This window comes from Sphingopyxis sp. C-1, from assembly GCF_001047015.1.
Classification (GTDB): Bacteria; Pseudomonadota; Alphaproteobacteria; order Sphingomonadales; family Sphingomonadaceae; genus Sphingopyxis.
Genome location: NZ_BBRO01000002.1, coordinates 864,520 through 878,225, shown reverse-complemented (window position 1 = coordinate 878,225; position 13,706 = coordinate 864,520). Strand labels below are relative to the sequence as shown.

The window sequence follows — 13,706 nt, the reverse complement described above, 5'->3', positions numbered from 1 at the left end:
AGGTAGTTCATCCATCAGTAGCAAGGGACTGCACTGTGAAGAAAACTCAATATTCAAAGCTGAAGCTCGGCGCCGCGCCGCTCGTTATGAGCGTGGCGCTGGTTTCGGCTCCTGCCTTCGCGCAGAACGCGCCGGCGGAAGACACCGCCACCACCGGCGAAATCGTCGTCACCGGCACGCTGATTCGTAACCCGAATCTCGAAAGCTCGTCGCCCGTCGCCGTGATCGGCGCGGACGAAGTCGCGCTTCGCCAGACCAACAACGCCGAACAGCTCCTCCGCGAACTGCCGGGCGTGACGCCGAACCTTGGCGGCAACGTCAACAACGGCACCGTCGGCAGCGCACGCGTCGACCTTCGCGGCCTTGGCGCGAACCGTAACATCGTCCTTCTTGACTCGCAGCGCCTCGCGCCGTCGAGCTTCTCGGGCATCGTCGACCTTAACAACATCCCCGTCGCGCTGATCGAACGCGTCGACGTCCTGACCGGCGGCGCTTCGACCAGCTATGGTGCGGACGCTGTCTCGGGTGTTGTGAACTTCGTCACGAAGCAAGATTTCGCCGGCCTTGACGCCGTCATCAGCGAACAGATCAGCGAACGTGGCGACACCAACGTGTTCCGCGCCGACCTCGTCCTTGGCGCGAACTTCGACGATGGTCGCGGTAACGCCGTGCTGGCGCTCAGCTATCAGGAAGCCGACCCGCTCTATTTCGGTGCGCGTCCCTTCGGTGAATTCACCCTCTCGTCGGCAACCGGCGTGGCTTCGGGTGACTCGTTCACCTCGTCGCCGACCGGTATTTCGACTGCGACCGACGATTTCCAGATTGCGCCCGATGGCTCGAGCCTCGTGCCCTTCTACAACGCGTTCAACTTCAACCCGTTCAACGTCTACACGACGCCGTTCGAGCGTTTCAGCTTCTACGGTAAGGCGCGTTACGAAGTTTCGGACAAGCTGGAAGTTTATGCCCGCGGCCTCTTCTCGAAGAACCGCGTCAGCTCGATCATCGCAGCTTCGGGTATCTTCGGCACCGCCGGTCTGACCGTTCCGGGCCAGAACCCCTATCTGAACTCGACGATCCGTAACCAGCTTTGCGGCTTCGCCGGCATCGCCCTGGGTCCGACGTGCGACAACAATCCCGCCATTCCGCTGCAGACGGTGTATCGCCGCTCGGTGGAACTCGGGCCGCGCATCAGCGAATATGTCACGACCTTCTTCGACTATTCGGCTGGCCTGAAATATTCGTTCAACGACTCGCTGAAGCTCGACGTCTATGGTTCGTACGGTGAAAGCGAAAACGCCGAAACCCGCACGGGCTATGTGGCGAACTCGCGCGTCCAGCAGGCGCTGAACGCGACCAACACCACGACCTGCCAGAACACGTCGAACGGCTGCGTTCCGCTCAACCTGTTCGGTCCGCAGGGCAGCATCACGCCGGAAATGGGCGCGTTCATCGGCGGCATCACCAGCACGATCGTCAACCGCACCTCGCTGGCGCAGGTCCATGGCGTTCTGTCGGGCGACTTCGGCGGCGCGACCGTGCCATGGGCATCGGAACCGGTTTCGTTCGCAGTTGGCGGCGAATATCGCAACTACACCGCACAGCGCGCGCCCGATAACCTGGCCTCGATCCCGGGTGAACTCGGCGGTGCCGGCGGCGCGATCCTTCCGCTCGACGGCGGCTTCGACGTCAAGGAAGCGTTCGGCGAACTTATCGTTCCGCTCGTTTCGGATAAGCCCTTCTTCGACGAACTGACCTTCGAAGCGGGTATCCGTTATTCGAAGTACAAGATCGACGCAGCGGGCGATCCGAAGTTCAACGCGACCACTTACAAGTTCGGTTTGAACTGGTCGCCGGCTGATGCGATCAAGTTCCGCGGTAACTTCCAGCGCGCGGTTCGCGCCCCGAACATCGGCGAACTCTTCGCACCGGTGGCAACGGGCCTGACCAACCTGCTGGTCGATCCTTGCGCCGGCGCGGCTCCGACCACCAATGCCAACCTGGCAGCGGTCTGCATTGCCCAGGGTGCGCCGCTGGCCTCGATCGGTTCGATCCAGAACCCCAGCGCGGGACAGGCAAACGCAACGGGCGGCGGCAACCCGACCCTGCGTCCGGAAAAGTCGGACTCCTACTCGTTCGGTGTCGTGCTTCGCCCGCAGGATCTGATCAGCGGTCTCACCGTCACCTTGGATTACTACAACATCAAGGTGAAGGACGCGATCACGGCCGCAACGCCGGGTGACGTTATCGGGGCATGCTTCGGCAACATCACGGCTGCTTCGGCTACCGATCCGGCCTGTACGGGTATCCGTCGTAACGCGATCAACGGTCGCCTCAGCGGTACCTCGACGGCGGCGAACCCGATCCCGGGTCTGCCGACGCCGCTCACCAACAACGGCCGCCTCTGGACCGACGGTATCGACCTTACGGTCAACTACCGCACCGACCTTGGCTTTGCCGAACTGCAGCTGAACTTCGCTGGTAACTATACCATGAGCTCGAAGTTCCAGGCGTCGCCGGGTTCGTTCGCACGCGAGTGCACGGGCTACTACAGCACGAACTGCGGTATCTCGAACGGTCTGACCGTCGGTTCGCTGCAGCCCGAATTGTCGTGGACCCAGCGTACGACCCTCTCGTTCGACAAGATCGATATCTCGCTCCTGTGGCGCCATATCGACGGCATGAAGTATGAAGGTCAGGCCAGCGATTATCTCGATCGCGGCTTCACCGACGCCTCGCGCAACCTGTTCAGCGGCACCATCACGGGCCGTGGCGAACTGGTTGGTCGCCAGGTCAACTTCAACCGCATCAAGTCGTACGATTATTTCGACCTGACGGCGCGCTTCGCTTTCTCGGACAATGTTGACCTGACCCTGTCGGCGTTCAACCTGTTCGACAAGCAGCCCCCGATCGTCGGTTCGAGTGCCGGTTCGACCTCGTTCAACGGCGGCAACACCTATCCGTCGACGTACGACACGATCGGTCGCCGCTACGCTGCTTCGGTGCACTTCAAGTTCTGATCCGCACCGATCGGACGAAAAAGGATGGGGCGGTCTTCGGACCGCCCCATTTTTTTGTGCCGACTATTTTATCGAAGGCTGTGGTGGAGGATTAGCCGAGCAACGGCGCGGGCAATGCCATGTCGATGCCCGCCGATGCCGCGACGGCCTCGGCCCAACTGCTGACCTTCTCGATCTCGTCGGCATGAAGCGCCTCGGCGGCGGTCTGGTCCGCGGCGCGCTGGCCGCTCGCAAAGGCCTTTCCGCTCTTTGAATCGCGCGCGAAGACGTCGGCGACGGTCGACGCAATTTGCGCCTCGGTCAGCGCAATCCCGAACAGGCTGGCCAGCGCCGCAAATGCTTCGCCGGGCCGAGCGACCAGCGTCTCGCTGTCGAGTGTCCGGATCCGGTCGGGCCATTTCCGCGCCATGTCGCTGAACAGGCGATGCTGCGCCAGCCAGCCGACGGCTGCAGCCTGAAGATCGGTGTGCAACAGATAGTCGCGCGGTTCGAAACCCAGGTCGACCATGCCCTCGGCGAGTTGGCGCGAGAGTAGTTCGCGAACCCACAGCCGCCCCCACATGCCCTTTCGGGCGATCGATCCGAGAAAGAGCCGCAGCGGCGCGTGGAGCAGCACGGCCTTTGCCTCGGGGCGGATCGACAGGAGTGCCGTGGCAAGGCCGTTGACGACATTCGATGGCTTGATGACGGTCGCTTCGCCCTCGACGAACGGACGCGCAAGCAGTTGGAGCGCGCTGTCGGTGACCATGCCGATCTCTGCCGGGTTGCCGCCGCGATGTCGCCAGCCGACCATGTCGTTCAATATCTGCGGCTCGCTTAGCGAATGGGCGGCACCGGGAATGTCAAAAGCCTGTGCGAGCAGGGTCGAACAGCAATAGGCCGAATGAAAGATGAAATGCGTTTGCGACGCGCCGCGCGCTGCCGCCAGCGCATCGCCGCGCTTCCATATCGTCGGGGCGTCGGTCGCTTCCAGATATTCGTCGGTCAGGAACGGCACCGAACGGCGCAGCGCGCGCGGCGCGCTCACAAAATGGACGGCGTCATTCCCTTCGTCATAACGGTGGGCAAGCCATTCCGGCGTCATCTTCATTTGTCCCTTTCGCCGGCACCCAATGCCTTGGGTTCCGTCTGCAACGATATCGCCCCTGCTTCAACAGTCGCCTTCGCTTGCGCCCGCGCGGCTAGTGGATTAGCCGGTCCTATGACCATCGATATCCAAGCGATCGAACAGGTGCTGGCGACCGCCATACAGGCGCGGCAACGCGGCGATGCGGCAGCCGAACGTCAGATTCTCGACGACGCCCTGGCGCAATATTCCACGGATCCGCGGCTGCACAACGCACGCGGAATGCGCGCGCTCGCCGACGGCGATTCCGGACAGGCGCAGGCGAGTTTCGCCGCCGCCGCCGCCGCCGATCCGAAAGAGCCGGCGCTGTGGCTGAACCTTGCGACCGCGTGCCGTGCGGCCGGCGATGACGAGGGTGAGCGGCGGGCGCTGCAAAGCGCGCTCGATATCGATCGCCGGCATTTCATCGCGCTGCTCCGCATCGCCGAACTGCACGAGCGGCTGGGCGAGGAAGCCGAGGCGGCACAGCGGTGGAGCAATATCGTGCAGATGGCGAGCGCGATGACCGAGCGGCCGCCGCGCGTCGAAGAGGCGCTGCAGCATGGACGCGCCTTCCTCGAACGCCACAATGGCGCGATCGCCGACGCCGTCGACCGCGAACTGGGTGCCGAGCTGGCCGCCATGGGCGCGGCGGGGCGCCGCTTCACCGCCTGTGTCGACAACAGCCTCGGCCGCCGCCGCATCTATCAGAACGAATGCGCGGGTCTTTTCTATCCGTTCCTGCCCGCCGACGAATTTTTCGACCGGTCGCATTTTCCATGGTTCGCCGAAATCGAGGCGCGCACCGACGCCATTCGCGGCGAGGCGCTGGCGCTGCTCGCAAACGGCAATGACGCGATCCGGCCCTATGTTCGGCAGGAGCCCGGCACGCCCGAGAATAAATGGTCGACGCTCGACAATTCGCTGAACTGGAGCGCCTGCTTCCTATGGGAATATGGCGAGAAGAATGAGAGTGTCTGCGCACTTTGCCCCGAAACGGCGGCCGCGCTCGACGCGATCCCGCAGAACCGCGTTCCGGGCAAGGCGCCGTCGGCCTTTTTCTCAATCCTGAAACCGGGCGCGCATATTCCGCCGCACACTGGCGTCACCAATACGCGCGCGATCGTCCATTTGCCGCTGGTGGTTCCGTCCGATTGTAGCTTTCGCGTGGGCGGCGAGACGCGCGAATGGCGTGTCGGCGAGGCGTTCGCCTTCGACGACACGATCGAGCATGAGGCGTGGAATCGCAGCGCCGAGCCGCGCGTCGTGCTGATCCTCGACGTCTGGAATCCCTATTTGTCGTCGGCGGAGCAGGATCTGCTCGCACGCTTTTTCGACATTACCTCGCGCGATCGCTAGGCTTCCCTTGCCGGACCTTCATCCGCCATCCATGGCCGCCAGCGCTTCCCGGATGGATGCGAGTTCGGTGGCGTAATTTTTCCAGCGTCCCGACGACTGGCTGTGGATCGCCGAGCGTGCTTTCCAGTTGCTCGGGGTGCGAATGACGGGAGCTGCTCCCGTATCCGCAGCCGCCGGATCGATCGGGGGCAGGCCCAGGTCGCGAAACGCATCGGCGATCACCGCATCGGGTGCGTGGACGAGCCTGTCATATTCGACCGTGATGATGTCGGCCCCAAAAATCTGCTCCCAATGCGCCATCAGCCGGCGATATTGACCGACATAGTGGAGCGCATCGTCGAGCCGGTCGCTGTAATTGATCGTTTCGGCAAAGTTCAGGAAGAAGATCGACAGGATATTGTCGAGCGTCTCGCGCCGCGTGTGAACGATGTGTGCCGCCGGGAACAGCGTCTTGATCAGGCCGATATGCAGGAAATTGTCGGGCCGCTTATCGGTGACATAGGCGGCATCGGGGAAGTTGGTGCGGATCGTCTGCAGATATTGGCCGCGCAGTTCGTCCAGCCCGGCGGCGGTCAGGTCGCCGATCGCTTCCGGATAGGGCATCAACCGCTCGTGGACCATCGACGGGATGAGGTCGAGTTCGCCCCCGATCCGGACAAGCGGATGGCGGCCGAGCAATTGTTCGATCACGGTCGAGCCCGACCGGAACATGCCGCAGATGAAGATCATCCGCTCGCCTCCGTCGGCGCCGCCGTCGGCGTCCGTGGCGGCGTTCGGGCGATCGGGAAAGGCGGCGATGAGCTGGTCGACCAGCATTTCCTGCGCGGCGCGATTGTACCGGCGCGGGGCCGGACGGATCGATTCATTGATCCGGTTCGCCTCGGCGACCACCGCGAATGCACGGTCGTAACGGCCGACCGTATCGAGCGCGTTGCCGAGCGCAAAGAGAAGCTCGGCGGCATCGTTTGGACTGTCGGCGCCGCCTTGCAATCTCTCCTCCAGATCGCGGATCGCGGGTTCGACCTCGCCCTTGTGGACGCGGATTGCTGCGAGCCTGCCGCGCGCATGGCCGTTCCCCGGCGCGATGCGCAGCGCCGCGCGGTACGCGTCGGCGGCGGCATCGGCCTTACCGATATCTTCCATCAGGCCGCCAAGGTTGAGCCACGCCGGCAGAAATTTGGGGTTCCGATCGAGCGCGGTGCGAAGTTCGGTTTCGGCCTCGGCCGTCCGCTCCATATATTCGGACAAAATCGCGGCGCGGTTGACGTGTACCGCCTCGGGCCTTGAAACATTGCGGCGCAGCGCTTCGGCATAAGCCTCGAGCGCCTCGGGATAGGCGCGCATCTGGCGCAGCACATAGCCGAGATTGAACCAGCCATCGGCATGATCGGGCCGGAGCACGGTCGTCTGCCGGAGCAGCGCGGCAGCCTCCGCATGGCGCCCCGTTGCAATGCTTCGCCCTGCGGCGGCATCAAGCCGCGCCCACTCATCGTTCACGCAAACCGCTCCTATGCTGGCGCGAGTTTCAGCGCGCCGTCGCCTTCGTCGACCTTGATCGTCGATCCGTCCTTCACTTCGCCTTTCAGGATCAGATCGGCAAGCGGATCCTGCAGATATTTCTGCACCGCGCGTTTCAGCGGCCGCGCGCCATAGACCGGATCATAACCGACACGCCCAAGCCAGGCGCGCGCGGCGTCGGTCAGGTCGAGCGTCACCTTGCGGTCGGCGAGCAGCTTTTGGACACGCGCGACCTGGATGTCGACGATGCCGCCCATATGCTGCTGCGCGAGGCGATTGAAGAGTACGATCTCGTCGAGCCTGTTCAGGAACTCGGGCCGGAAATGCGCGCGAACGACTTCCATGACCGCAGGCTCGGCCTGTTCGACCGGGGCGTCGTCGGGAAGCGCGGCGATCGCCTGGCTGCCAAGGTTCGAGGTCAGGATGATCAGCGTGTTGGTGAAGTCGACCGTGCGTCCCTGCCCGTCGGTAAGGCGCCCGTCGTCGAGCACCTGCAACAGGATGTTGAACACGTCGGCGTGGGCCTTTTCGACCTCGTCGAACAGCACGACCTGATAGGGGCGGCGGCGCACCGCCTCGGTGAGCGTACCGCCCTCCTCATAACCGACATAGCCCGGAGGCGCGCCGACGAGGCGCGCGACGCTGTGCTTTTCCATGAATTCGGACATGTCGATGCGGACCATCGCATTGTCGTCGTCGAACAGGAAGCGCGCGAGCGCCTTGGTGAGTTCGGTCTTGCCGACGCCCGTGGGGCCGAGGAAGAGGAAGCTGCCGAGTGGGCGGTTCGGGTCCTGAAGCCCCGCGCGGGCGCGGCGGACCGCGGTCGAGACGGCGCGGACGGCTTCGTCCTGGCCGATGACGCGCTGCTCGAGCGTGCTCTCCATGCCGAGCAACTTCTCGCGCTCGCCTTCCATCATGCGGTCGACGGGGATGCCGGTCCATTTGCTCACGACCGCGGCGATATCGTCGGCGGTCACTTCCTCGCGCAGCATCGCATTGCCCGCGGCCGCCTGCGCTTCCTCCAGCCGTTTTTCGAGGCCGGGGATGGTGCCATAAGATAGCTCGCCCGCCTTCGCGAGATCGCCGGCGCGCTGCGCCTGATCGAGCGCCGAACGCGCGGCGTCGAGCTCTTCCTTGATCTTCGCCTCGGCGTGGATCTTGTCCTTTTCGGCCTGCCATTTCTGGGTGAGCCCCGCCGACTGCTGCTCAAGGTTTGCAAGCTCGGCCTGCAAACTCGCCAGCCGGTCCTTCGACGCGGCGTCGCTTTCCTTGCCGAGCGCCGATTCCTCGATCTTCATCTGGATGATGCGGCGGTCGAGCGTTTCGATTTCCTCGGGCTTCGATTCCACTTCCATACGGATGCGGCTCGCCGCCTCGTCCATCAGGTCGATCGCCTTGTCGGGCAGGAAGCGATCGGAGATATAGCGGTTCGACAGCGTCGCGGCGGCAACGATCGCGCCGTCGGTGATCCGCACGCCATGGTGCAGCTCATATTTCTCCTTGAGCCCGCGCAGGATCGAGATCGAATCCTCGACCGTCGGCTCGCCGACGAACACCGGCTGGAAGCGCCGCTGAAGCGCGGGGTCTTTTTCGACATGCTTGCGATATTCGTCGAGCGTGGTCGCGCCGATACAGTGGAGTTCGCCGCGCGCGAGCGCGGGCTTCAACAGGTTCGAGGCATCCATCGCGCCCTCGCCCTTGCCCGCGCCGACGAGCGTGTGCATCTCGTCGATGAACAGGATGATCTCGCCCTCGGCGGCCTTCACATCGTCGAGCACGCCCTTCAGCCGCTCCTCGAACTCGCCGCGATATTTGGCGCCCGCGATCAGCGCGCCCATGTCGAGCGACAGCAGGCGGCGGTCCTTCAGGCTGTCGGGGACGTCGCCATTGGTTATGCGCAGGGCTAGGCCCTCGGCGATCGCGGTCTTGCCGACGCCGGGCTCGCCGATCAGCACCGGATTATTCTTGGTCCGGCGCGCAAGGATCTGGATCGTGCGGCGGATTTCCTCGTCGCGGCCGATGACCGGATCGAGCTTGCCTTCGCGGGCGACTTCGGTGAGGTCGCGGGCAAATTTCTTGAGCGCTTCATAGCGGTCTTCGGCCGAGGCCGTGTCGGCGGTGCGGCCGCCGCGCAGATCGTTGATCGCGGTATTCAGCGCATCGGCCTTCACGCCGGCATCGGCAAAGGCTTTGCCGACCGGGGTGCCCGCCGAAACTACCATCGCGAGCAGCAGCCGTTCGACGGTAACATAGCCGTCGCCCGCCTTCGACGCGACCTGTTCGGCCTGATCGAGCAGGCGCACGGCGTCATTGTCCAGGCCCGGCGTCTGCTGCGCGCCCGAACCCGACACGGCGGGAACCTTGGCGAGCAGCGCGTCGATGCCGGCAACCGCGCGCGCGGCGTCGCCGCCGCTCTTGGCGATCAGGCCCGCGGCCATGCCTTCATTGTCTTCGAGCAGCGCCTTGGCGATATGCTCGGGCGAAATCCGCTGATGGTTCATGCGGATCGCGATCGTCTGCGCCGCTTGCAAAAAGCCCTTGGCGCGGTCGGTAAATTTTTCGAGGTTCATTCAGAAAGCCCCTTTCTTGCCCAGCAAGATAGTGTTGCCATTTGGCAACACAAGGGTTGTTGAGGTGGCTAAAGATGCTGGGACAGAAAAGGTTCACGCGGAGACGCGGAGACGCGGAGCGGAAATTTCTCGCAGAGGCGCAAAGGACGCAGAGAAGAAATAGTGGGCGGCGTAGCCGCCGATCTCTTTTTCTCCGCGCGCTCCGCGCCTCTGCGAGAATTTTTTACTCGCTCGACCGCGCGAACCGGTCGAGCAGGCGTACGCCGAAGCCCGTCATGCCCTTGGGGACGAGCGAGGTCGCCTTCTCCGAGCGGTTGACCCCGGCGATATCGAGATGCGCCCACGGGGTCGCCTCGTCGACGAAGAAGCCGATGAAATGTGCGCCCAAGCTGGCGCCGGGACCTTGGCCCGTCGCGGAGTTGCGGATGTCGGCGATGTCGGACTTCATCCGCTCGGCATAATCCTTATGGAGCGGCAGGCGCCATAATTCTTCGCCGCTTGCCGTGCCTGCGGCGGTAAGCCGCGCCGCGAGTGCTTCGTCGCGTGCGAAGAGACCCGCATAGCTGTTGTCGAGCGCGCCGACGACCGCACCGGTCAGCGTCGCGATATTCACGATCGCCTTGGGTTTGTAGGTCTTTGCGACATATTCATTGGCGTCGGCGAGGACCAGGCGCCCCTCGGCGTCGGCGTTGACCATTTCGATCGTCTTGCCCGACATGGTGCGGGTGACGTCGCCCGGACGCTGCGCATTCCCGTCGGGCATATTCTCGGCAAGCGCCGCGACACCGACGACATGTACCGGCGCGCGCGATTTGGCGAGCGACACGACCGCGCCGATTGCCGACGCGGCGCCCGACATATCGCCCTTCATATTGCCCATCCCGGCGCCGGGTTTGAGGGACAGGCCGCCCGAATCGAAAGTAATGCCCTTGCCGACGAAGGCTGTCGGTGCGTCGGGCGCGTTCGCGCCGCGATAGCGGACCAGCAGCAGCCGCGACCCGCGCGGGCTGCCCTGACCGACGCCGACGAGCGTGCCCATGCCGAGCTTGCGCATCGCCGCTTCGTCCAGCACTTCGATGCTGACGCCCGCGACGCCCGCAAATGCCTTGCGCGCCTCGGCGACGAACGTCTCGGGATAGATGACGTTCGCCGGTTCGTTCGCGAGGTCGCGCGACAGGCGCACGCCGTCGGCGAGCGGTTTCCAGCGATTGGTGAAGGCGGCTTCGGCGCCCGACGGATTGGCGCCGACGAAGGTTACGGCGCCGGTTGCCGGGACCTTTTTGCCGACTGTCTGATAGCGGTCGAACCGATATTGGCCGAGCGTGAAGCCATAAGCGACATCGGCGGCGGAGGCGTCGCCAAAGGCGCCCGCGATCGCCACCGGCTGCGCTTCGCTCTTGAGTTCCTGCGCCGCCTTGCCGCCGGCCTCGGCGAGCGCAAGCGACGAGGGCGTGGGCCCTGCGCCGACCAGCAGGATGCGGGGATGCGCGCCGATGCCGCGAAGCGACAGGGTCGATCCCGGCTTGCCGTCGAAGCTGGCTGCGGCGATCGCCGTGGTGATTGCCTGCCGTTCGGCGGCGTTCAGCGATACGCCGTCGAGCGGCGGCAAGGTTGCGTCGGTCATCACGACAACGAGGGCAGCGCCTGCGGGCGCATTCGCGGCAAAGCCGATCGCGCGCTCGGCACTGTTGCCGACAGTTGCGGGAACGACGCCCGATCCGGCGATGTCCTGTGCCATCGCGGCCGGCGCGATGGTGAGCGACAGGCAAGCGGAAAGGAGCAGATGTTTCATGCGCATGGTTCGATATTCCCCGTTGTTCAATGACCTGCACCCTGCATAGCGGGGGAGCGCGCGCCCGCAAATCCGGCTCGACGAACGACAGTCGCTTGCCATCGGACGACATGGCGGTCACATAGCCCTGCGGGCCAAACCGTAAGAGGACCAACAATGCTGCGACGGATTTTTCTGGGGTTCCTGTTGCTGCTGGCGGTTGCCGCCGTATCGCTCGCTTTCTGGGAACCGCTGACTGCCGAGGCGCCCGCAGCGCCTGCCTTCAAGCCCAGCGACGTCCGTATCGCGCGCGATAAATTCGGCGTGCCGCATATCTTCGGCAAGACCGACGCCGATGTGGCCTATGGCGTCGCCTATGCCCATGCCGAGGACGATTTCTCGACCTTGCAGGAAGTGCTGGCGATGACGCGCGGCCGTGCCGGCGCGATGCTGGGCGAGGATGGCGCGAAGATCGACTATGCGGAGGCGCTGCTGGGCGTGCGGGCAACCACCGCGCGCGACTGGCCCCGCCTTCCCGCCGATGTGCGGGCATTGTTCACCGCTTATGCCGCAGGGCTCAACCATTATGCCGACAAGCATCCGGGTGAGGTGCGCCTGTCGGGGTTGTTCCCGGTGACCGGCGAGGATGTCGTTGCGGGCTTCGTGCTGCGTTCGCCCTTCTTCTTCGGGCTCGATTCGGTGCTTGGCTCGCTCGTCGAGGACAAGGCTCTGGCGCGTGAGGGCGGCCCGGCGCTCGACGCGACGGGCAAGCTCGTTCCGCGTGAATTGACCCCGGTCGGCCGCGATCCGGCCGACAATGGATCGAATGGCATGGCGGTGGCGCCCGCGCGCTCGACCGACGGCGCAACGCGGCTCGTGTCGAACTCGCACCAGCCGTGGACGGGCGGCGTCGCCTGGTACGAACTTGTCGTCCATTCGGAAGAGGGCTGGGATTTTGCGGGCGCGAACTTCCCCGGCTCGCCCTATCCCTTCCTCGGGCACAATAAATATCTCGGTTGGACCAACACCGTGAACCGGCCCGATTTGATCGACGTGTACAAGCTTGCTCTCGACGACAGCGGCAAGAATTACCGCTTCGACGGCCAGTGGCGCCCGCTCGAGGAAAAGCGCATCTGGTTGAAGGTCAAGGTCGGCCCCTTCGTGCTGCCCGTGCCGCGGACCATATATCGCTCCGTCCACGGGCCGGTGGTAAAAAATGAAAAGGGCGCTTTTGCGATCCGCTATGCAGGGATCGACCAGGCAAATATGGTCACCCAATATTACCGCCTGAACAAGGCGAAGAATTTCGCCGAATGGCGCGCGGCGATGGCCGGGCAGGGTGTGCCCGCGACCAATTTCATCTACGCCGATGCGAAGGGCAATATCGGGCTTTTCTATAATGCGATGTTCCCCGACCGGCCCGCCGGATTCAACTGGCGCGGCGTGCTGCCCGGCGACACGTCGGCGGATTTGTGGACGAAGACGCTGCCGTTCGACCGTGTGCCCGCGCTGGTCAATCCGCGCTCGGGCTATGTGATGAACGCGAATAACACGCCTTGGGTCGCGGCGGGCCCTGGCGACGAACTTGATGCCGCAGCTTTTTCACCGCTGCTCGGCATCGAGGATGATATGACCAATCGCGCGACGCGGCTGATCGAACTGTTCGAGGCATCGGGGCAGATCGACGCGGCGCGGCTGAAGACGATCAAATATGACACCGCCTATTCAAAGACGGGCTATGCAAAGGCGTGGATGGCCCGGCTGCTTGCGCTCGATACAAAGGGCGATCCTGCGTTGGCGCAGGCGCAGAAACTGCTCAGCGAATGGGACTGGAATCTCGATGGCCGGGGGAAGGGCGATGCGCTGGCGCTGATGGTGCTGCGCCCCGCCAACGGCAGCCATTACCAGCGCCGTGCGGCACCCGATCCGCGGACAGTGCTGAAAGAGGCCGTCGCGCATCTGCAGGATCATTTCGACGGGCTCGATCCCAAGCTCGGGACCGTATTGCGGCTGCGGCACGGCGAGGGGGCGAACCGTGTCGACCTGCCGCTCGATGGCGGCAACGACACGGTGCGGGCGTCGACGTTGTGGGATGCCGAACCCGACGGGCGGTTGAAGGTGCGCCATGGCGACAGCTTCATCATGTTCGTGACCTGGGACAAGGATGGCAAGGTCCAGTCGGAATCGATCCAGCCATTCGGGTCGGCGACGACGCGCCCTGATAGTCCGCATTACAATGATCAGGCACCGCTGTTCGTGGCGCACAAGCTGAAGCCGGTGCTGTTCGATCCGGCGGCGCTGAAGGCGAGCGGGGCCCGATTCTATCGGCCTTGAAAGCCGCGAACCGCTGTCCTAAACCATTGATA

General features: G+C 64.3%; 7 protein-coding genes. 3 read left to right on the top strand and 4 right to left on the bottom strand.

Going from position 1 to position 13,706, the window contains the following annotated elements:
• Positions 1-86: 86 nt before the first annotated feature.
• Entirely contained in the window at positions 87-3,017 is a 2,931-nt protein-coding gene (locus tag SC1_RS18805) for a TonB-dependent receptor domain-containing protein (protein ID WP_062186998.1), read from the top strand.
• 91 nt (positions 3,018-3,108) lie between these two features.
• On the opposite strand, the gene SC1_RS18800 is transcribed toward SC1_RS18805, so the two are convergent.
• The gene (locus SC1_RS18800) at positions 3,109-4,101 is read right to left on the bottom strand and encodes a hypothetical protein (RefSeq protein ID WP_238586781.1); all 993 of its coding nucleotides are present in this window, start codon (positions 4,099-4,101) and stop codon (positions 3,109-3,111) included.
• 117 nt (positions 4,102-4,218) lie between these two features.
• Here SC1_RS18800 and SC1_RS18795 point away from each other — a divergent pair, with 117 nt between their 5' ends.
• Positions 4,219-5,481 carry an aspartyl/asparaginyl beta-hydroxylase domain-containing protein gene (locus tag SC1_RS18795; RefSeq protein WP_062185938.1) on the top strand — a complete coding sequence of 421 codons (1,263 nt, stop codon included), beginning with the start codon at positions 4,219-4,221 and terminating at the stop codon, positions 5,479-5,481.
• An 18-nt stretch (positions 5,482-5,499) separates the two neighbouring features.
• On the opposite strand, the gene SC1_RS18790 is transcribed toward SC1_RS18795, so the two are convergent.
• The 3 genes from SC1_RS18790 to SC1_RS18780 all read right to left on the bottom strand — a co-directional run bounded on the left by SC1_RS18790 (position 5,500) and on the right by SC1_RS18780 (position 11,361).
• On the bottom strand, positions 5,500-6,978 hold the full coding sequence (locus SC1_RS18790) for a sulfotransferase (protein ID WP_062185936.1): 1,479 nt from the start codon (positions 6,976-6,978) through the stop codon (positions 5,500-5,502).
• A gap of 11 nt (positions 6,979-6,989) precedes the next feature.
• Entirely contained in the window at positions 6,990-9,569 is a 2,580-nt protein-coding gene (gene clpB, locus SC1_RS18785; protein ID WP_062185933.1) for an ATP-dependent chaperone ClpB, read from the bottom strand.
• Positions 9,570-9,792: 223 nt separating this feature from the next.
• Complete coding sequence (locus SC1_RS18780) at positions 9,793-11,361, bottom strand: leucyl aminopeptidase (protein ID WP_062186995.1); 1,569 nt, start codon at positions 11,359-11,361, stop codon at positions 9,793-9,795.
• Between the two features lie 156 nt (positions 11,362-11,517).
• Between SC1_RS18780 and SC1_RS18775 the strand changes: the two genes are divergently transcribed.
• Positions 11,518-13,674 carry an acylase gene (locus SC1_RS18775; protein WP_193749227.1) on the top strand — a complete coding sequence of 719 codons (2,157 nt, stop codon included), beginning with the start codon at positions 11,518-11,520 and terminating at the stop codon, positions 13,672-13,674.
• Positions 13,675-13,706: the final 32 nt, after the last annotated feature.